Source organism: Shewanella sp. GXUN23E, assembly GCF_050865035.1.
In the GTDB taxonomy this organism is placed as follows: domain Bacteria; phylum Pseudomonadota; class Gammaproteobacteria; order Enterobacterales; family Shewanellaceae; genus Shewanella.
The window spans coordinates 35968-55353 of the sequence record NZ_JBOZWP010000008.1; the positions used below are offsets into that span (position 1 = coordinate 35968).

Below are 19386 nucleotides of genomic sequence, written 5' to 3' on the forward strand. Positions count from 1 at the left end.
CAAATTTTTGCTTTAACAGTGCCAGCGCTGTTCCTAGAGATAATCAAACAGGGACAGGTTGCTGATTCTGCCAAACACACTCGATACCGCATTCAACGCCAACTGCTGCTTCTCGAACTCGGTAATGGCCGAGGCGTAATCCAGGTCTTCCAGCAGAGAAAGGGCACCGGCGTTAGCCAGTTTTTCTTCCTCATGCCTGGAGGCATAACTGTCAAAACTTTTCAGACTGTTTCCAGCCTCACCTCTGGCAATACTGATCTGGTTCAGACCACTGTCACTATTATTCAACAAATGTGCCAATTTTGATTTGCCGGCTGGAGTGTTAATCTCTTCCGATTCCAGCAACGCAATGGCATCACGGAAATTGTCCAGCAAACTCACCTCTGCCTGAGGCGTCAAAGTCACGCTGTCACCGGCTTTCGGCGTGCCACTGAGCTTGACTTCCATACCGTTGAAGCTCACCGGATTGGCGGCATCGAAGTTGTTCACCGTGGTTACCAGAGCATTACTGGCATCCCTGACTTCCAGATTGACACCACCGGTACCGTTATCGATAAAATTGAGGCTGTAGTCCTGCTCTATATGACTGGCATTGTTGGTAATTTTGGCGCTTTTGACTTCAAAATCCCCGGTCTGTCCAGCCAAATAATTGACAGAATAGTCACCGGTGGGATTAGGGAACATAAAAGCCTTGTCACCGGGGAAATTCGTTGCCACCACCACGCCATTGGCAACTGCCGCATCACGCACGCCCTGATCCCCGCGATACACATAATTACCGGTTGCATCAATCTCGAATGGCAGCGTATCGGTCTTGAACCCGGCAAACAGATAGTTGCCGGCTTCATCCTTGGTATTGGCAATATTCAGCAGCTCTTCGAGGGTGCCGCGCATCTCATCGGCAATCATTTGCCGCTCGGAGTCACTCAGACTGCCGTTGACACCATTGAGGATCTGATCGCGAAAAGACATTGCCATCTCTTCTGCTGCGCCCAGCTTGGTTTCCGCCAGCGACAACCTGTGATTGGCATAGTCAATATTGCGCAGGTACTGATCCAGCAGGGCATTCTGCTGGTTCAGATTATCGATACCATTGGCAGCAACCGGATCGTCAGCCGAGGTATTGACCTTCTTGCCGCTGGACAATTGTTCCAGCAAATTGGCCGAGGCACTTTGCTGCTTGAGGATGCTGTTGATGTTCTGGTTAAACATTTGAGCCGTGGATATACGCATAACTTAGCTCCTAACGCACAGAGGTGAGCAGGCTGTCAAAAATCTGCTGCGACACCGTCATGATGCGCGCTGCCGCCTGATAAGACTGTTGAAAACGCATCAGATTACCGGCCTCTTCATCAAGATTGACGCCAGAGGTGCTCTGAACCCGGGTCATCGCCTGCAGATAAACGGTCTCAGCTGCCTCCATGGTGATCTCAGCCGACTTGGCCTTGTGTCCCACATTTTGCTTGGTGGTTTCGTACACATCGGCGAAGCTGGATTTGCCATTGTTCATCAATTTGGCTTCGTTGAGCTTGGCCATCTGCAGCGCATTGGTGTTATCGCCGGGCTTGATGCTTAAATCGAAGGTGAACCGCTCTGTGGAAGTACCCGTGGCCGTCACTTCAAAGGTAAAGCCGTAGGCACTGATACTGGGCGGAGTATAAGCTGCAGCCGGTCCCAATGAATTGCCATCGGCGTCAAACACTTCAAACTGATTGGTGGCGGTATCGATCTCGAAGGTCAACTCGCTGCCGGTAACCGGAAAGTCAGCGGCATTGCGATTGTCAATGCTGGTCACCCTGACGCTGACATCGCCGGCATTGGAGGCATCCGCAGTAATCCCCGGGGACGCAGCGGCAATCCCTTTGGGATCGGTCATGGCTACCTTAAGCCCCGCAGCCGCACCCGCGGTGGGACGGATCACGAATTTATCGCCGCTGGCCAATGCTCCCGAGTCAATATTCAGGGTAAATCCATCGGCACCGCTCAGCGTTGTACCGGACAACGTCAGATTCTGCACGCTGCCGGTCTGGGTATCTTTAAGTTCATAGGTCGCGGGCGCGGTGAAGGTCAGCTCATACTCTGTGCCTTTGAGTTTGCCGGTATCAGTTATGTTCGCAGACAGCGCGGCAGTCCCGGTATTGGATGACAAGGCACCAACCCGGCCGAAACTGGCCAGAGGGTCATTGATATCGTTAAAAATGTTACTGCCGACTTCACCATTGAGATCCAGCCCTTGTTTCTGCAGTTCGTTGAAGGCATCGGCAACGCCCAGTGCCAACTGACCAATTTCATTGATCGCCGGTTTCAGAGTCTGCTCCCGATACTGGAACAGCGCCCCCAACTCTCCGCCAACCTTGGTGCCATCAAGGGCCACCATCTTGCCACCCACTTCCACCGACAGCCTTGGTTCCTGAGGAAAAGGGTCGCCTGGCTGCATGCTCACCGCCATGGTTTCCTGGCCGGCCACCAGCATGGCGGAGCCCCCCAGCATGACGCTTTTCACACCACCGTCCTGAGGGATGACATTAATCTGCACATAACCGCTGAGTTCTTTGAGCAATCTGTCCTGCTCATCAAGCAGTTGCATATTGCCGTCACCTGACTTCATCAACTCACCGTTGAGCCGGGCCAGTTCAGTGGCAATATCGTTGACCCGTTTGGTCACGCCGTCTATTTGGTCGTTGGTGTACTTCATCTGGCCATCCAATCCGGTCTGGATTTGGTTGATGGCACTGGCCAGCTGACCGGCCGAATTCAATACCCCACCACGGATCCCCAGGTCATCAGGCTGATCCACCAGATTGCCCAAATCGCTGAACAGATCGCTCAATCCCTGGGGCACAGCCTTGCCAATCTGGGAAAACAAGGCATCCAGCTCGGTCAACTTACTGTGGCTGGTTTGTGCATGACTCAGTGCCGATTGTCCAAGGCGCAGCTCGCGGGTGGCAAAATCGTTATAGATACGCTTGACGTCACTGACATAACTGCCGGTGCCATAGAAATTACCACCAAAATTCTGTGGCAACAGTGCAGATTGTTGGGCAACCTGACGGTGATAACCTTCAGTATTGACGTTGGTAATATTGTTACCGGTCACACCGAGCTGTGATTGCGACGCCAGAATGCCGGTTCTGGCAATATTCAGTAAATCCACGCCCATTCAGTTATTCTCCCGACCGAGTATCGAGCCCTGCTACACCGGACGTCAGTTGCTCAACCACTTTGCTCATCACTCGCATCACTTTGTCGGCATAACCGGGATCAGTGGCATATCCCGCCTGCTGCAGACCCTGCATAAAGGCTTCAGGGTCTTTGGCCGCAGCGCGGGCTTCACCGTATCGGTCACTGCTGCGGATAAATTCAACAAAGTCCTCAAAACTGCTGGCCAGTGAGTCATATACCCTAAAGTCAGCCTGTTGACGCACTGCCACGCCCTGCTCAAACTCCAGCGTCGAGACTCTGGCTTTGTCTCCTTCCCAGCGTTTATCCGCCTTGATATTGAACAGATTGTTGCTGGGAGTGCCGTCAGTGCGGCGCACCATCTTCTGTCCCCAGCCGGTTTCCAGCGCAGCCTGCGCCAGCAGCACTTCAGGTTCAGTGCCCAATTTGCGCGCCGCTTTATCCGCCAGCGGAAACAGCCGCTCAACAAACTCCTGCGGCGAGGCAAACTCAGCCTTTTCAGGTTCAGGCTGCGGCGGCAATAACTTGCCCCCCCCGACAGGCGATGAATCAACGGCAGAACTGACAATATGGGGCGTGTGGGGCGTGTCGAAATGCTGACGATTTCCTCGCAGTCCACTGGCGGGCATAATGTTGGACGTTTCCGGTGCCAGTTGCTGCACCATCAGATCAGCAAGACCAAGCGTACCTTTGGCACCCAATTCCACGGACATCTGCTGATCCCGCATCTGCTCATAAAACTGGGTGTACTGAGTGTTGAAGGGGCTGTCGGACTTAAAGGCTTCGTTGGCATCCCGCATGCTCTGCATCAGCATCTGCACGAAGATACCTTCAAATTGAGCCGCAACTTCTTTCAGCGCGGCTTTGTCGTCCTGCTGTGCCCGGGCCCTGAGATTATCCAGGGCCGCAAGGTCAAGATACTGAGCTGAGTTTGCAAGCTTATCCATGGCCAGTGCCGGAAATCAGATGATGATAAGTTCACCATGCAAAGCCCCTGCCACTTTCAACGCTTCCAGAATGGCCAAGACATCCGAGGGGGCTGCCCCAACCAGATTCACTGCCCGGACCAGCTCATCCAGAGTGGTGCCCGGGTTAAACAGGAACATACGGCGATTGTTTTGATCTACCCCAATAGTACTTTCCGGCGTGACCACGGTATCGCCCCCCCCCAAAGGGTTCCCCTGTGACACATTAAGCGACTCGGCAATGGTTACCGTCATGCCACCATGGGTAACTGCGGCCGGCAGCAGACGCACATTTTCGCCCACCACAATGGTGCCGGTGCGGGAGTTGACGATCACCTTGGCGGCCTCCTCGGCGATATCCACAGTAATGTTTTCCAGCGTAGCCAGAAACGACACCCGCTGGGATGCATCCCGGGGCGCATTCACCTGCACTGATGTGGCATCAACCGCTTTGGCCATATCCGGTCCCAGCAGATTATTGATCGCCGATGCCATATTTCTGGCAGTAGTGAAATCGGCCCGGCGCAGGTTAAAAGTCAGAAAATCGCCGTTGGCAAAAGGGGTTGCGACGCTGCGCTCAACGATGGCGCCGTTGGGAATGCGTCCGACTGTCGGCGTATTTTGAATCACCTGAGAACCATCCAGACCTTCGGCACTGAAACCGCTGACCACCAAACTGCCCTGGGCAATCGCATAAACATTGCCATCGACCCCTTTCAGGAAGGTTTGCAGCAGGGTGCCACCGCGCAGACTCTTGGCTTCGCCCAGGCTGGAAACTGTAATATCCAGTGTCTGCCCGGGTTTAATAAACGCTGGCATCTCGGCATTGACTGCAACCACAGCAACGTTTTTGACCTTGGGCCGAAAATTGTCCGGCAGGTTGATGCCAAAATTCTTCAGCATGGTCTTGAAGGTTTGTTCGGTGTAGCGGGTCTTCTCACCGGTTCCCGGCAAGCCCACCACCAGCCCGTAGCCAATCAACTGGTTGGTACGAACCCCCTGAATATTGGCGATATCTTTAATCCGCTGGGCATCTGATGGCAGAGAAATCAACATCAGTGCCATTGCGATCAGTGCATGCCATTTCATATCAGACCTCCTTAAAACGGCCACCAGTCACTGAAAAAGAACTTACTCAGCCAGCCCACTTTCTGGGCATCAGCAAAGGTGCCTGAACCACTGTACTGAATGCGGGCATTGGCGACCCGGGTCGACTCAATGGTATTGTCCGGGCGAATGTCCTGGGAACGCACCAGTCCGGTGAGGCGAATAAACTCGTCACCGTTGTTGATGGTGATCCATTTCTCACCGCGGATCACCAGATTGCCGTTGCTCAGCACCTGCATGACGTTGGCGGAGATATTGCCTGACAGACTGTTACTCTGATCCGCCGCCGACTCACGTTTGGTGTTCATGCTGTCTTTGTAGGCCAGATCCAGCGGCACGCCTTTGATGGTCAGATTGCCGCCTCCGGCGTAAATGGGGTCGAGCGTTAAATCCGACCCCTTCTTGATATCATTGTTGGCACTTTTGGATGCCTGGGTCGACTCGCTGAGGACCACGGTGATGATGTCGCCAACCTTGTGCGCCCGCATATCTGAATACAATCCGGTCGCCTGACTGTCCTGATAGATAGAGCCGGTGACCTCCACTTTGGTGGCCGGCTGCTCGGGATACACAGGTGCATAGTAAGGATCATCGGGAATGGGCTTTTGTGAGGTGTTGGCGCAGCCTGCGGCCAACATCAACGCCATGGAAACACATGCCAGCCTAATCATAAATCACCCGCCTCAGAGCTGCTGGTTAACATAGTTGAGCATCTGATCCACTGCCGAAATCACCTTGGAGTTCATCTCGTAGATCCGCTGACTTTCAATCAGATTCACCAACTCTTCCGTCACATTGACGTTGGACGTCTCCAATGCACCCTGACGAATCGCTCCCAAACCATCGAGCGATGCCGTACCCTGAATCGGCGCACCACTGGCACCGGTCTCCAGATACATGTTCTGGCCTATGGGATCCAGACCGGAGGGATTGATAAAGTCAGACACACTGAGTTGCCCCACGACCTGATTTTCAGCGGCGCCGGGGATCTTTACCGAAATTTCGCCTTCCGCCGAAACGGTAATGGCTGTAGCATCTTCCGGGATGGTCACCGGCGGCTGGATGACATAGCCGGACCCCGGGGTCACTATCTGACCTGTGTCATCCAGGGTGAACTGGCCGTTACGGGTATAAGCTGTGGTACCGTCAGGCAGTGCCACTTCAAAAAAGCCCGGACCTTCAATCATCAGATCCAGCGAATTATCCGTGGTCAGCATATTGCCCTGGGTAAACATCTTCTGGGTCGCGACCACTTTGGTACCCGCGCCAATATTCAGACCATTGGGTAATTTGGTATTGGCGGCACTGACACCACCGGCCTGGTTGACAGTTTGATACAACAGGTCTTCAAACACCGCGCGGGTTTTCTTGTACCCTATGGTGCTGGCGTTCGCCACGTTATTTGAGATTACCGAAATATCAGTTTGTTGGGCGTCTAAGCCGGTTTTACTGATCCAGAGTGCGGGATGCATAATTCAATCTCCTGCTTAGCTGATACGCAATAACGCGTCCGACGTGCGGCTGGTTTCTTCCGCGGTCTTCATCATTTTGATCTGCATTTCAAACTGGCGTTGCATGTCGATCATCGCCACCATTTCGTGTACGGCGTTGACATTACTGCCCTCCACCGCACCACTGAGCAAGCTGACGGTTGGATCAGCCGGCGCATTCTGACCATTCATCTGCCTGAACAGGCCATCAGCGCCACGCATCAGATTGGTATCACCCGGATTGACCAGCTTGATTTGTGCCACTTCCTCTATCACCTCGGCGGTCGCTCCCTGAGGTCTCACAGAGATAATGCCGTCTTTGGAAATTTCGACTTTCTCGATAGGTAAAGGCAGTACAATCGGTCCGCTATCACCCATGATGGGATTGCCCCTGTCATTGCGCAGCACACCGGTGGCGTCAAAACTCAGGCTGCCGGAGCGGGTATAAGCCTCACCACCATCTTCAGCCTGCACAGCAATCCAACCGTCACCATCAATGGCAATGTCCATATCCCGACCAGTGCTCTTGATGGGGCCAGCGTTAAAGTCCGCCGCCGGATTTTCCGTCATTGCAAACACCCGGGTAGGCAACCCCTCACCAAATGCCTGCATGGTACGGGCCTGTTCAATATCAGCCTTGAAACCATCAGTGTTGGCATTGGCCAGATTGTTTGCTCTGACCGCCAGCGAGTGCATATTCTGCTTGGCACCCGTCATGGAGATGTAGAGAAACTTGTCCATTGACCGCTCCGTCAAAGAATTTACTTAACTGAGTGTTGAGCAATCTTTATGCCAATTGGCAATTGACGATAAGCGTTTGAATTTAAGGAAAGGAAAATACAGCAAGAATAAAAGCGGCAGCCTTTTGCCGCATATGGGCAAAAGGCTGCAAAGGGGCGTTATCAAGCCGCCCGGGAGATCATCAGCGGATCTGCAAAATGGTCTGCTGCAGGGTGTTATTCACTTCCAGTGTACGGGAGTTGGCCTGGAAGTTACGCTGAGCCGAAATCAAATCCACCAGCTCAGTGGTCAGATCCACGTTGGACTGCTCCAGTGCCGAGGAACGGATATCCCCAAAGGTACCACTGGCAGCCTCTCCGGCCAGCGCCTGACCGGAGGCCAGACTTTCCTTCCAGGAGGTATTACCCACCTGCGTCAACCCCTGCTCGTTGGCAAACCTCGCCAGCGCCACCCGCGCCAGAGGCACAGTAGAGCCGTTGCTGTATGAGGCGGTAATCAAACCATCAGTACCAACCTCCACATTAGTCAGACGACCAACGGTTGTTCCATCCTGAGTCAGCGCCGTCACCTCAAAGGGCGAAGCGTACTGAGTCGGAGAATTGAAGTTGATGGTCAGGGTCTGGGTACCGTCAGCTCCGGCGCCCAGTGCGCCGGCACCGTTGATCCCCAACTCTTCGGTAGTGATAACAGCAGGATCTGAGCCGGTAAAGGTACCAGTGTCGTTGTAGCTCAGCACGGCACCGGTCCAGCCACCCACATCAGCGGTTCCGGTCGCATCCGGGGTACCGTCACCGTTGGTATCTGTCTGATAGCTTCCGCCGGCCCCGGCCATATTCACCGGCTTTCCGTCGACAGCGTAAAATGCCACCCAGTTACTCTCGCCGGTGTATGCCGCATTTTCCGGACGGATAAAATAGCTGGTCAGAACATGAGGCTCACCCAGCGAATCATAGAACGTCAGCGAGGTGGAATTGTTGAAAGTGTCTGGGTTATCAGGGTCAAAATTCGCCAGCACCTTGGTGGACTCTCCGGCATTCAGGTTCATCTGAATACCCACTTCTTCGGTTTTCTGTGGACTGCCCGCGGTATCCGGGATCTGTACCGACTTGGTAGTGGACAGACTCACAGAGGTGGAGTTGCCCTCTTTATCCACGGGGAAGGTCTGCAGGAAGTTACCGGCAGCGTCGACGAGAAAGTTATTAGCGTCAATCTTGAACGCGCCGGCGCGGGTGTAGGAATAATCCTGATTCCCGCTGCCCGCAGAAGTAATGAAGAAGCCGCCACCACTGATCGCCATATCCAGCGCGTTGTTGGTGAACTGCAGACTGCCCTGGTGGAACTGCTGAGCCACCTGAGTTGTCGTCACACCACCACCCACGGCCGTTCCCGCATTGGAGAAAATTGAGTTGGCATACACATCAGCAAACTCAGCGCGGGATTCCTTGAAACCAACAGTATTAACGTTGGCAATATTGTTGGCCGTGGTATTCAGATCTTTCTGCGATGCCGCAATACCACTCAAAGCAATGTTAAAAGACATAATTCACCTCTTGGATCCAGATGGAGGCGCATTAACGCCTCGCCTATTGCGTGCATCAGCTTTCCGCTACCGCCAACACATCCGATAATTTCACGCCGCCAATTCCCCGCAGATTGAGTACTGCGCCGGTTGCCGCAGTGCCCAGCGACACACTGGTCACATGGGCATAGGTGGAGACCGCCAGTTCCTGGGACTCACCATCAACCCGGCCACTGGCCTTGAAGGTATAGTTGCCCTGAGCGACCGGCTCACCTTTGCTGTTCAGACCGTCCCAATTAAAGTCGATATTGCCGCCCTTGCTGCCATCGACCTTAAAGGTAGTAACCAACTGTCCCTTGTCATCCTCCACCCGCACGGTGATTTCATCGATCGGCTTGGGTGAGGTGACCACACCTTTAATGTTCTGCTCTTCGGTACTGACATGACCTGTACCGGAAGGGATAAGTACCTTCTGCCCCACTAACCCTGATGCCTGCAACGCCTGGCTTGAGGTCATAGTGCTGTTGAGGTTGAGGATCTCCTGATTGAGTTTGGAAATACCATCTACAGTGGAGAACGATGCCATTTGTGCAATCATCTGGTCGTTTTCAACCGGCTTGAACGGATCCTGCATGGACAGCTGCTGGGTCAGCAGCGCAAAAAAGTCCGCCTGGGTCAGTTCCTGGCCTTTCTGCTCCGGCACAGTTTTGCCGTCCTGCAGACGCATGGGATCCAGCACAGGATTATTCTGGCTGATCTGATTATTTGTGCTGCCCGCAGTATTGCTCTGCACCTGGGATGGGCTGCTCTGATTACTCAGGGGCGATGTATTGCCGCTGAGAGGATTGATGAGGCTCAAGACTTACCTCCTGCTCTGCCCTGTTATTTGCCCATGTTCAATGTTTGCTGCAGCATCGACTTGGCGGCTTCAGCGACCTGAACATTCATCTGATAAGAGCGGGAAGCGGAAATCATATCGGCCATCTGCTCCATCACATTGACATTGGGTTTATAGATAAAACCGTCTTTGTCAGCCATGGGATGCTGGGGAGCAAACTCCTTTTGCAGTGGTGAATCACTCTCCACAATCCCTTTTACCTGGACACCGACGGCCTCCTGCTGCTGATAACTGGCCTTGGCAAGTTCGGCTTCAAATACCGGATAACGTGCCCGATAAGTCCCATCCACACTGCTGGAAACCGCATCCGCATTGGCAATATTACTGGCGGTGGTGTTGAGACGAACCGACTGCGCCGACATGCCGCTGCCTGATACATCAAAGATATTGAACAGACTCATGGATTACCCCCCTTTCAATGCCTTTTTCAGACCGGCAAATTTACGATCCAGAAATCCCAGAGACATCTGATACTCAATCGCATTTTCCATAAATGCCGTTTTCTCCTGCTGGATATCTACGGTATTGCCATCACCGGTATCCGGCTGATTGGGAATGCGGTATTTCACATGCTGTTCAGTCAGTGCCTTCAAGTCGAAATGCTTTTCGTGGCTTTGAGCCATGGCGAGACCGCCCTGACGGGTTTTGGCATCCTGCAGTGCAGCGGAAAAATCCACATCCCTGGCTTTGTAATGAGGTGTGTCGGCGTTGGCGATATTGCTGGAGATCACCTCTGCACGCTGAGAACGAATTCCCAGAGTGTATTGATGAATACCCAGAGCTTTATCAAACGAGAGTGCCATAAATTTGCCTCCTCAGACCTTTGAGTCTTTAAAAGCAATTCACGTGCCAAATGAAAAGGGACTGCGATTGGCAGTCCCTCTGAGTTTATCCAAACAGGCAGTAAAGCCTGCTTAGCCGCGCTTTCGGTAATAGATCCCCGGATTACAGCGCACCATATCAAACTGGTCTGTCATACCGGCAGCCGATTCAGATGCCCCGAGAAACAGAATGCCGCCGGGATTTAAAGCGGCAGCAAATTGCCGCAATATGTTGGCCTTTGCCTCAGGAGAAAAGTAGATAAGCACATTACGACAAAAAATGATGTCGAACTTGCCCAAAGAGGCATAACTTTCCAGCAGGTTATGAGGCCGGAAATTCACCATATTACGCACCTGCTCTTTCAGACGCATACTGGTATCACGGCAGGGTTCAAAAAACTGACGTTTGCGTTCTTCCGACAATCCCCGCGCCAGTGCCAAAGAATCATATTCGGCGTTACGACAACGATCCAGCATAGAAGGCGATAAATCCGTAGCCAGAATCTGCACCCCATTAGGCACAGTTCCCGGACGCTTCTGCTGACTCTCCAGTACTGTCATGGCAATGGAATATGGCTCCTGACCGGACGAACAGGCGGCTGACCAGATTTTCACCGCACGTCCGAGGCTGGCAAACTCGCCCAGCAATTCATTGGCCAGCAATTCAAAAGGATACCTGTCTCGAAACCAAAGCGTTTCGTTGGTGGTCATGGCATCAATGACTTCAGATCGCAGTTGCCGCTCTGCTGGCTTCATGGACTTTTGCACCAGCTCAGAGAGGGTGGGCAAACTGTATTTACTCATCAAAGGTGCCAGACGACTGCGCACCAGATATTGCTTGTTGTCCCCCAACACTATGCCACTGTGTTGTTCCAGAAATTGCCTGAACTGCACATACTCAGTATCGGCAAGCGTCTTATTCGGCACTGTTTATTCCTATTTCACAACGCCCATCTCCGGGCGAAAAGACTGTCCCCAAAGGCGTTACACATCAATGCACAGATGCTTATTCACTTTGGTAGCCAACTCGTCCGGATTGAATTTGGCAATAAAATCATCGGCGCCGACCTTTTCCACCATAGCCTGGTTAAAAACCCCACTCAGAGAAGTGTGCAGCACCACTTTAATATCTTTCAGTTTTGGATTGGCCCGGATCTCGGATGTCAGCGTGTAGCCATCCATCTCCGGCATTTCGATATCAGAAATAATCAGCGGGATCTCATCGGCGAGGTTTTCCTGATCCTCAGCAAAGCGCAGCAACATGTTCAGCGCTTCCCGGCCATCTTTGGCAGTATCAATCTGCAGCCCCAGTGACTCCAGAGAGCGAATGATTTGCTTTCTGGCCACCGACGAATCGTCAATCACCATAATATGATACGACTTATCCTTATCTATGGTCAGCTGTTCCTGCGCCGCTTCACTGAGATCCGTCTTAACCGGTGAAATTTCATCCAGGATTTTCTCCACATCGAGGATTTCCACCAATTCCCCTTCAATCTCCGTCACCGCCGTCAGATAAGAGGTTTTCCCAGTGCCATTGGGTGGCGGCATAATATCTTCCCAGTTGGTATTGATAATGCGCTCAACCGATTTAACCAGGAATCCCTGCACACTGCGGTTGTACTCGGAAATAATGATGAAACAGTCGCTGACATCAAGAATAGGTTTTCCGCCGGTAGCCGCACTCAGATCGATGACCGACAGCGTCTGACCACGGATCTGCGCAATGCCCCGGATATAGGAGCTGAGTTTGGGTAACTTGGTCAAAGGCGGGCACTGTAATACCTCCTTCACCTTAAATACGTTAATCCCGAAACGCTGCCGTCCGTTTAATTTGAACAGCAACAACTCCAGTCGGTTTTGTCCTACCAGCTGGGTTCGTTGGTTCACCGACTCAAGAATACTTGCCATAAAAGTGCCTTGGGTGCTCTGAATTTAAAAGAAGCCTAACTTGGAGTATAGGCACATTCCTTGCTTTGTTCCCGATAAGTGGGATTTGACATCGGAATATTGACGATCCTTTGACAGTTCCCATGTCGGGCCTTGCTTCAATGTGGAAAGTATAGGTGTAATCTGACCTGACTAGCTAGTCTGTAACTCATGAATATCAAAGCAATTAACATCGCGCTCTCGTTTTTGCTCGGAATCTGCTTCAGCGTCAGGGCTGAACTCACCGTGCCCTCGGAAGAAGAGATCCAACAGTTGGCTAAGGCGACCGTCGCCGAGCAAATTGATAATGTCGCCGGAGCAAAAGTCGTGATTGAGCCACAAATGCTGGGGGCCAGAATGACGCCTCCCCGTTGTGAATATCCACTTCAGGCCAGTATGGCATCGGATCGTGAAATCAACCGAAATAACACCGTCAAAATATCCTGCACCACGCCGGATCTGGATTATCCCTGGCAAATGTTCGTCGCCGTGCGGGTCGAAATATTACGTCCGGTTGTCGTCGCCGATGCTCACATCGGCCCGGGACAGCTGTTGGACGAAGGCAATCTGCGACTTGAATGGCTGGACGAAACTCAGCTCAGAGGCACACAGTTTGAAGATGTACAGGATCTATTGGGAACCCGGGCCAAACGGCGGATAGCCAAAGACTCGGCGATCTTTGCAGCCAATGTGTGTTACGTGTGCCGCGGCGATCAGGTTGAAATTCTCGCCCGCACCCCGGGGTTTATGGTAAAAACCCACGGTGAAGCCCTCCAGGATGGTGTGGTCGGTGACCAAATAAGAATCAAAAACACTCGTTCCAACAAACACTTGGATGCTATCATTACAGCCGTTGGCGCAGTGGAAGTGAAAATGTAATATTTCACTAAAGTTAATTACCTGTTTGCCGATACAAAGTTACAGACTCTAGAGACACTGAAGCAGGAGCCAAACAAGGCTATGGATATCAACAAATTGAACGGTGTGAACAACACCCGAACCCGCAACGCGGTTGGTGATGCCAACCAGGCGTCCAAGTCGGTCGATACTCAACCTGCAGCGTCAACCGATAAGCCTGACTCAGTCAGCATTACTCCCCAGGCTCAACAGCTTCAGGGAGCATACAGCAGGATGGCCGCCATGCCTGAAGTGGATGTACAGAAAATCGCCGAGATAAAGCAGGCCATTGCAGAAGGACGCTATAAAGTCGATCCGGAAAAACTGGCAGCCAATATCGCGCAGTTTGAGCAGGAATTGCAGGATCTGAACAGCTGATATGACAACTGATATCACCACACTGCTGGATTCTCAGCGTCAGGCACTGGCAAAGCTCCACGAAATCATCAGCGATGAAAAGCAAGCACTCAGCGAACAACAGGCTGAGTCTTTGCTTGCGCTTGCTCAGCAGAAACACTCCCTGCTGCAACAGCTGCAACAATTCGATGCCCAGCTCTCAAAACATCCAGACCGAGCTCGCCTGACCATGGACTTGGCTGATGCCGTGGCCGATATCAAAGATGCGCTGGCCCGTTGCCAATCGGCCAATGAAGCCAATGCCAAACTGATAGAGATGAATCTGGCCAGTATTAATCGCCTGACCTGCGCCCTTCAGGCCAGCCGCAATGCCAGCAGCCTCACCTATGATGGCAAAGGTAAAACCTCCACCATTTCAACGCTGGGCAATAATCTTAAAGTCTGACCCGAACGGGCTATTTCAGTTAGCCCAGTGACATCCCCCCTAGCGATAGACTAGCTGGCTTGAGGTTTGAGTATTCATTCTGTGTTGCATCACTACCGCTCTCACACAGCTATCGGATCTCTCCATCAAGACCTTTTCGAGCTGCGCCGCAGTGCCCGCCATGCCTTAACTCTCAGGTCGCCATTCGCGGATTACCTGCAGACACGAATGGCTGACAATAGCCGGCGCCGATAAACAGCAGACACGCGCCGATAAATCGTGCGCCCGTTTACGTTCATCAGCTGTCACGTCCTGATTCATATCCAGAACCGCAACTGAATCCCGCACGCAGGTGCACCAACCTCTTGGTATCGCCTACATTTTCAAACAAGAAACGCTATCCGAGCCCATGATGGGTCACTGAAACAGTGAACAACAGGAAGGTGCAAAAGGAAGTAAAAAAGCCATGTAACATGTTGATGCGGATATTGATGCCTATTGCCAGGATCCGATAGTTGCAGCGAGTCGCTTGCAGGCATCTTAAATACAGGAGCCCTGCAATTTTCTGTACGGGACAGAGATAGCCAAGGCATCTGATATCTCGGTACCTCTTTGCATCTCTTCACGCATTTGAGCATTAACAAAAACTCAAAGGGCTCCGCATGGGAGCCCCAAGACCAGTACCAGAACATCAGAAGTAGGTGACCGACTTCACCCGCTGCGAGCGGTTTTCCTGCTGATACAGATCCCACACCAAACCAAAATCCAGTTCCAGTTCAGTCACATAATGGTCACCGGCCGGATAACTTTTTACCACGCGGGCACCACGGATCAGACCGCTGACACTGGCTTTAACATCATCACTTTTTAACAACCAATCTCCCACCTGACTGCTGGCGGACAACTGCTGACCATAGACCTGTTCGGCCAATTCACGATAGGCCTCGATTTTGGAAGCCTGCATCGCCATCAACACTCTGTGACTCTGCTGATCTGACGGTTGGGTCGCCAGGGGTGCATAGCCAATTGCGGTCAACTTGGGAAAAGTTTTGGGGGCTTCGGTTTCCCACTGTACATACTTGTCATTACTGCTGCATGCGCCCAGCAGTAACACCATTGCCAATACCAAGATTCTCATTGTCTGTCTCCCAACATCTGTACCTGCCCATATCCGGGCTGTTCATAGCGATACAGCAATCCTTTATCCGACACGACTTTCTGTGATGCCGTCAGATAGGCGCCAAGTTCCTGATAGCTGGCATAAGCTGACGCCGCCGACACTACCCGGTTATTGCCCAAATCAATCAGCCTGGCATTGAGTTGCAGCCCATGGATATCCAGGCTCATGGTTGACACCAGACCGTACTCCACCAGCACATCACCGGGCAGCAATCGCCAGTCGCGGGAGAGCAACAGATTTCCGGCATCGGTAATACGCATGGCTTCGGCAACATTCACATCCACCACGTTGAAATGCCTGTTGTGCAGCTCAGCCATCATCCCCTGTTGCAGTTGTTGCCCCAGCGCATTGACATCCTGCATATTGCCGACCATCACCGGCGTTGCGACCACAACCGGTTGGCTTGGGCGCAGGGCATCATTATTGAGCACCAGCTCCAGCACAGTGCGGCTGGCCAAATGATTGACAGCAGAACGCGGAGGCTTGCCATATTCATGCTGCAGGCTCATGGGGTCCGGCCCGGATGTTTGTGCGGCACAGGCCCCCACCAGCAAAAGCAGGGGCAACAATTTCATTTGTTTGAACATGATGTCGTCCTTTATCACAGACGTGCTGACAATATAGTTGCTCTGATACTGTATCGGCCACTAGGTCCCGGACTTTACCCTGATTTTCCAGCGCAACCGACGCACCACAGGTTCCATTCTGGCATGAGGCATGGTTATTGCTTAACTATTACTTAGATAGCGCTTATTAGTGCAACTGGCTTTCGTTCACGACTGCGAAACGCCAACAGAATGACGTTGGAGAGGACACATACCATGCGGATTTATATTGCCCTGTTTGCCACGCTGCTTGCCTGGCCGCTGCAGGCTGGCTGGATCACCGCGCAGGGCAGCGCCCAAATCATGGATGGCGACATCCCCAAAGCCAGAGAAGAGGCAATTGCTCAGGCCATCAGCTATGCCTCTTTGCAAACCGGTATTTCGGTCAGCAGTCAGCAGCAGGTCACAGATGGCCGTTTGACCATGGATCAATTCACCCTGACATCGTCCCTGAACAATCCGGATATTCAAATTATCAGCGAGTCCATTCGTGACGATCTGCTCACCATCAATCTGAAAATTGCCGCCCGTGACAACAGTGCCAGCCAATGTATGGAAAACTCGGTCAAAGCCGCCATATTGCTTCCCCAAAGCCTGCTCAGCCAACGTCAGCAGCTCAGCTATGGGCAACTGTTGGGGTTTGAATCAGCCTTGTCCACACAATTGGGACAACTTATCGATAAGCAGTCCAGAGCAGCATTCACTCACCTGCACGCCGATGACAAGCTTGATTTGAGTCAGGCTCTGGCCGATACCACTGGCTACAGTTTGCCAACCTGGCTGACCGAACACACCGACAGCCAGTATCTACTGTTGCCGACAGTCAAAGATCTGTCAGTACTGCCGCCTGAGTCGAGTTTGCTGGGTCTTTGGCAACATACACCACTGCGAAATTTCAGCATCAACCTGGCGCTGTATCATGGCATCAGTGGGGAGAAAATCTGGAGTCAGGACTACCATACTCAGGCGGAATGGAATTTTCCGCTGCAGGCCAGTGTTCCTCCCGCTCAGAGTCAGTTCTGGGAATCGGTATTTGGACGGGAAGTCAGAAAAACCCTGAGTAATGCCGTCAAAGACATAGACAATGCCCTGATCTGCAGGCCGGTACTGGGACAGGTCGTGGCCCGGGATAACAACCGCATTATTGTCAATCTGGGACGCAGACACGGCGTACGGCCGGGCGACAAGTTCAAGCTGGTACAGCAGCAACAAATTACCGACAGATATGATCGCCACAAGGCTCTGGCTCACGACAGCAACGTGTCTGTCACCATAGATCAGGTCACCGAAATGAGTGCCACAGCGCCGCTGACGGCAGCGCCTGGGGCGCTGGCCATTCAACTCAACGATCTGGCGATAAAACAGTAAGGAATCAATATGACAGACCTGTTGCAGCTTAATCTGCAGGTCATTGCACAGCGCTGGCCAGCAATAGCAGGCCAGCTCGCGCCCCTGTCCACAGACAGCCTCAATGCCACTCTCGTTGAGGGGCTGGAGCAAACGATCAGCATTAACGGACTGCAATTATCCAGTCGGCACGGACGTATCAGAGAGGCCGCATTACTCTGCAGTCAGGTGCCCCGGGACACCGAAAGTCTGCATCTTTATGGCACTGGCATGGGCGATGTTGCCATTTATCTGCTGGAAAACCATCCTCTGCAATCCCTTTATGTCCATCTGATGAACCTGAAAGTGTTCAAACTGCTGCTGACATACACCAACCAAAGTGAATGGCTGAGTGACCCCAGGGTACAACTGATCGCCACGCCCGACAGCGACTATCCCAAACAGCCGAATATTGCAATTCCCCCCGAACTGGCACTGTGTGATGAAGATTACTCAGTGGTGCGCGATATGTTGGTGTATGAACTCAATCGCGAGCACGTTAACCATAACCGCAGTCAACAAATAGACAGATACAAACACAGACTGGCGAGCAACCGCGGCAATCTGCAGGCCGATGCCGATGTCTCAGTCATGACCGCAGATTACCACTGCCAGCAGGCGCTGGTTATCGCCGCCGGTCCCAGTTTGGAAGAGCATTACCAAGCTCTGTTACAAATCAGCAAGCGGCCACGTTCACAGAGACCTTTGCTTATTGCCGTAGACACAGCTGTAAAAGGCCTGCACAGCAAGGGCATTCAGGCAGACGTGATTGTTACTGTGGATGAGCTTATTACGGCGCAGATCATTAATCTGGAAAACTGCGAAGGCTGTGCGCTGGTGTATATGGCCAAAACCGACCCAGAACTTATCGCACACTGGCCCGGCCCCAGGTTTAACGCCCATTCAGATCTGCCAAGGGATGACAAACTGGCTGCGGATATTCCCAAAACCCGGTTGTTTCTCAATGGCAGCGTAGTACACCCCGCGATACATCTGGCACTGTTACTGGGAGCTCAGGACATCACTCTGATTGGTGCCGACTTTGGCTATGTCGGCAAAAAGGCTCATGCTTTCTGGCAACCCAATATCATTGGAGGCGGTTTTCAGGACACGGGCCACAGGGTTCTCGATGGTCACGGCGGGCAACTGCCTACAGCATTGAACCTGCGAGCCTATTTAAGAGCGCTTGAGCACTTTATCCGCAAATATCCGCACATCAAATTTTACCGCGCCAGTCTGAATGGCGCCGATATCAAAGGAACCACCTTCAGGGCACTGAATCATGACTAAAGCCTCTCTTACCAAGCGACTCCAGCAGGCAGCCACCGCTTTTCGCCTTGGGCAGGAAGGCCGCGGCAATGGCTTATATCGGGAGATTATTGATGATATTCAACAACTGATACAGACCTCCCCTCATCAGGCAGAGTATCTCCCGTTATTAAGCAGACTATTGCAGGCCCAGCAGCGTCATGACTGGCTCGATATCGCCGATACCCTGGAATATGAAATCACCGCACTCATTCAGCACCAGGAAGAGTGTCAGTAATGCCGGACAGGCAGTGTTTGCTGCCTGTAACATCCGCAAATCTGGTGCATTCACCATCAGTTTGCCGAGTATTTAATCACTTGAATCTCAGCGCTTTTCATCTGAATCAAAACCAGTATAATCAACCCCGTCTCCCTATAGCTCAACAGGATAGAGCAGTCGCCTCCTAAGCGACCGATCGGGGTTCGAGTCCCTGTGGGGAGACCATAAGCATGCCTGTGCATGTTCGCCAAGACTTCAAATATACTGTTCTCAGGCGCTTCTAAAGTCTGTATCCAACACTGATATTTGTCCCCAATCGAATATTGTTTTGTCTCCGCTCTGCTTTTTGCTTACCAAGC

General features: G+C 52.4%; 21 protein-coding genes and 1 tRNA gene. 7 read left to right on the top strand and 15 right to left on the bottom strand.

Features of this window, described 5'->3' with window-relative positions:
• Positions 1–33: 33 nt before the first annotated feature.
• The 13 genes from flgL to ACRRUX_RS09315 form a co-directional block, all read right to left on the bottom strand.
• On the bottom strand, positions 34–1233 hold the full coding sequence (gene flgL, locus ACRRUX_RS09255; RefSeq protein ID WP_432529465.1) for a flagellar hook-associated protein FlgL: 1200 nt from the start codon (positions 1231–1233) through the stop codon (positions 34–36).
• 10 nt (positions 1234–1243) lie between these two features.
• A complete protein-coding gene (gene flgK, locus ACRRUX_RS09260; RefSeq protein ID WP_432529467.1) occupies positions 1244–3160 on the bottom strand; it encodes a flagellar hook-associated protein FlgK in 1917 nt (638 codons plus the stop codon).
• Positions 3161–3164: 4 nt separating this feature from the next.
• A complete protein-coding gene (gene flgJ, locus ACRRUX_RS09265) occupies positions 3165–4127 on the bottom strand; it encodes a flagellar assembly peptidoglycan hydrolase FlgJ (RefSeq protein ID WP_432529469.1) in 963 nt (320 codons plus the stop codon).
• Between the two features lie 15 nt (positions 4128–4142).
• Positions 4143–5234, bottom strand: coding sequence for a flagellar basal body P-ring protein FlgI (locus ACRRUX_RS09270; RefSeq protein WP_432529471.1), 1092 nt, complete (start codon positions 5232–5234; stop codon positions 4143–4145).
• Positions 5235–5245: 11 nt separating this feature from the next.
• A complete protein-coding gene (flgH, locus tag ACRRUX_RS09275) occupies positions 5246–5899 on the bottom strand; it encodes a flagellar basal body L-ring protein FlgH (RefSeq protein WP_432529473.1) in 654 nt (217 codons plus the stop codon).
• A 36-nt stretch (positions 5900–5935) separates the two neighbouring features.
• A complete protein-coding gene (gene flgG / locus ACRRUX_RS09280) occupies positions 5936–6724 on the bottom strand; it encodes a flagellar basal-body rod protein FlgG (protein WP_432529475.1) in 789 nt (262 codons plus the stop codon).
• 15 nt (positions 6725–6739) lie between these two features.
• The gene (gene flgF / locus ACRRUX_RS09285; RefSeq protein ID WP_432529477.1) at positions 6740–7483 is read right to left on the bottom strand and encodes a flagellar basal-body rod protein FlgF; all 744 of its coding nucleotides are present in this window, start codon (positions 7481–7483) and stop codon (positions 6740–6742) included.
• 181 nt (positions 7484–7664) lie between these two features.
• Positions 7665–9023, bottom strand: coding sequence for a flagellar hook protein FlgE (gene flgE, locus ACRRUX_RS09290; protein WP_432529479.1), 1359 nt, complete (start codon positions 9021–9023; stop codon positions 7665–7667).
• Positions 9024–9078: 55 nt separating this feature from the next.
• Positions 9079–9861, bottom strand: coding sequence for a flagellar hook assembly protein FlgD (gene flgD / locus ACRRUX_RS09295; RefSeq protein WP_432529481.1), 783 nt, complete (start codon positions 9859–9861; stop codon positions 9079–9081).
• A gap of 23 nt (positions 9862–9884) precedes the next feature.
• A complete protein-coding gene (gene flgC, locus ACRRUX_RS09300; protein WP_432529483.1) occupies positions 9885–10301 on the bottom strand; it encodes a flagellar basal body rod protein FlgC in 417 nt (138 codons plus the stop codon).
• A gap of 3 nt (positions 10302–10304) precedes the next feature.
• Positions 10305–10703, bottom strand: a complete 399-nt coding sequence (gene flgB, locus ACRRUX_RS09305; protein WP_432529485.1) for a flagellar basal body rod protein FlgB — start codon at positions 10701–10703, stop codon at positions 10305–10307.
• A gap of 111 nt (positions 10704–10814) precedes the next feature.
• A complete protein-coding gene (locus ACRRUX_RS09310; protein WP_432529487.1) occupies positions 10815–11648 on the bottom strand; it encodes a CheR family methyltransferase in 834 nt (277 codons plus the stop codon).
• Between the two features lie 57 nt (positions 11649–11705).
• On the bottom strand, positions 11706–12632 hold the full coding sequence (locus ACRRUX_RS09315) for a chemotaxis protein CheV (protein WP_432529489.1): 927 nt from the start codon (positions 12630–12632) through the stop codon (positions 11706–11708).
• Between the two features lie 189 nt (positions 12633–12821).
• On the opposite strand from ACRRUX_RS09315, the gene flgA reads away from it, so the two are divergent.
• From flgA to ACRRUX_RS09330, 3 genes are all read left to right on the top strand, one after another.
• Positions 12822–13529: a flagellar basal body P-ring formation chaperone FlgA gene (gene flgA / locus ACRRUX_RS09320; RefSeq protein WP_432529491.1), complete on the top strand. Its 708-nt coding sequence runs from the start codon at positions 12822–12824 to the stop codon at positions 13527–13529.
• A gap of 81 nt (positions 13530–13610) precedes the next feature.
• Positions 13611–13925, top strand: a complete 315-nt coding sequence (gene flgM / locus ACRRUX_RS09325) for a flagellar biosynthesis anti-sigma factor FlgM (protein WP_432529493.1) — start codon at positions 13611–13613, stop codon at positions 13923–13925.
• Position 13926: 1 nt separating this feature from the next.
• Complete coding sequence (locus tag ACRRUX_RS09330; RefSeq protein WP_432529495.1) at positions 13927–14349, top strand: flagella synthesis protein FlgN; 423 nt, start codon at positions 13927–13929, stop codon at positions 14347–14349.
• Positions 14350–15019: 670 nt separating this feature from the next.
• Here the strand turns inward: ACRRUX_RS09330 and ACRRUX_RS09335 are convergent.
• Complete coding sequence (locus tag ACRRUX_RS09335; protein ID WP_432529497.1) at positions 15020–15466, bottom strand: LPP20 family lipoprotein; 447 nt, start codon at positions 15464–15466, stop codon at positions 15020–15022.
• Positions 15463–16095 carry a FlgO family outer membrane protein gene (locus ACRRUX_RS09340; RefSeq protein ID WP_432529499.1) on the bottom strand — a complete coding sequence of 211 codons (633 nt, stop codon included), beginning with the start codon at positions 16093–16095 and terminating at the stop codon, positions 15463–15465. The genes ACRRUX_RS09335 and ACRRUX_RS09340 overlap by 4 nt, the downstream gene beginning before the upstream one ends.
• Positions 16096–16329: 234 nt before the next feature.
• Between ACRRUX_RS09340 and ACRRUX_RS09345 the strand changes: the two genes are divergently transcribed.
• From ACRRUX_RS09345 to ACRRUX_RS09360, 4 genes are all read left to right on the top strand, one after another.
• On the top strand, positions 16330–17481 hold the full coding sequence (locus tag ACRRUX_RS09345; protein WP_432529501.1) for a flagellar assembly protein T N-terminal domain-containing protein: 1152 nt from the start codon (positions 16330–16332) through the stop codon (positions 17479–17481).
• 9 nt (positions 17482–17490) lie between these two features.
• A complete protein-coding gene (locus ACRRUX_RS09350) occupies positions 17491–18789 on the top strand; it encodes a motility associated factor glycosyltransferase family protein (RefSeq protein WP_432529503.1) in 1299 nt (432 codons plus the stop codon).
• A complete protein-coding gene (locus tag ACRRUX_RS09355; RefSeq protein ID WP_432529505.1) occupies positions 18782–19045 on the top strand; it encodes a hypothetical protein in 264 nt (87 codons plus the stop codon). Before ACRRUX_RS09350 ends, ACRRUX_RS09355 begins: the two co-directional genes overlap by 8 nt.
• 131 nt (positions 19046–19176) lie before the next feature.
• Positions 19177–19252: transfer RNA gene (locus ACRRUX_RS09360), tRNA-Arg, on the top strand.
• Positions 19253–19386 lie beyond the last annotated feature (134 nt).

Coding starts and splice junctions, on each gene's coding strand:
- flgL (WP_432529465.1), bottom strand. CDS start 1,233: ATGCGTATATCCACGGCTCAAATGTTTAACCAGAACATCAACAGCATC.
- flgK (WP_432529467.1), bottom strand. CDS start 3,160: ATGGGCGTGGATTTACTGAATATTGCCAGAACCGGCATTCTGGCGTCG.
- flgJ (WP_432529469.1), bottom strand. CDS start 4,127: ATGGATAAGCTTGCAAACTCAGCTCAGTATCTTGACCTTGCGGCCCTG.
- ACRRUX_RS09270 (WP_432529471.1), bottom strand. CDS start 5,234: ATGAAATGGCATGCACTGATCGCAATGGCACTGATGTTGATTTCTCTG.
- flgH (WP_432529473.1), bottom strand. CDS start 5,899: ATGGCGTTGATGTTGGCCGCAGGCTGCGCCAACACCTCACAAAAGCCC.
- flgG (WP_432529475.1), bottom strand. CDS start 6,724: ATGCATCCCGCACTCTGGATCAGTAAAACCGGCTTAGACGCCCAACAA.
- flgF (WP_432529477.1), bottom strand. CDS start 7,483: ATGGACAAGTTTCTCTACATCTCCATGACGGGTGCCAAGCAGAATATG.
- flgE (WP_432529479.1), bottom strand. CDS start 9,023: ATGTCTTTTAACATTGCTTTGAGTGGTATTGCGGCATCGCAGAAAGAT.
- flgC (WP_432529483.1), bottom strand. CDS start 10,301: ATGAGTCTGTTCAATATCTTTGATGTATCAGGCAGCGGCATGTCGGCG.
- flgB (WP_432529485.1), bottom strand. CDS start 10,703: ATGGCACTCTCGTTTGATAAAGCTCTGGGTATTCATCAATACACTCTG.
- ACRRUX_RS09315 (WP_432529489.1), bottom strand. CDS start 12,632: ATGGCAAGTATTCTTGAGTCGGTGAACCAACGAACCCAGCTGGTAGGA.
- flgA (WP_432529491.1), top strand. CDS start 12,822: ATGAATATCAAAGCAATTAACATCGCGCTCTCGTTTTTGCTCGGAATC.
- flgM (WP_432529493.1), top strand. CDS start 13,611: ATGGATATCAACAAATTGAACGGTGTGAACAACACCCGAACCCGCAAC.
- ACRRUX_RS09330 (WP_432529495.1), top strand. CDS start 13,927: ATGACAACTGATATCACCACACTGCTGGATTCTCAGCGTCAGGCACTG.
- ACRRUX_RS09335 (WP_432529497.1), bottom strand. CDS start 15,466: ATGAGAATCTTGGTATTGGCAATGGTGTTACTGCTGGGCGCATGCAGC.
- ACRRUX_RS09340 (WP_432529499.1), bottom strand. CDS start 16,095: ATGTTCAAACAAATGAAATTGTTGCCCCTGCTTTTGCTGGTGGGGGCC.
- ACRRUX_RS09345 (WP_432529501.1), top strand. CDS start 16,330: ATGCGGATTTATATTGCCCTGTTTGCCACGCTGCTTGCCTGGCCGCTG.
- ACRRUX_RS09350 (WP_432529503.1), top strand. CDS start 17,491: ATGACAGACCTGTTGCAGCTTAATCTGCAGGTCATTGCACAGCGCTGG.
- ACRRUX_RS09355 (WP_432529505.1), top strand. CDS start 18,782: ATGACTAAAGCCTCTCTTACCAAGCGACTCCAGCAGGCAGCCACCGCT.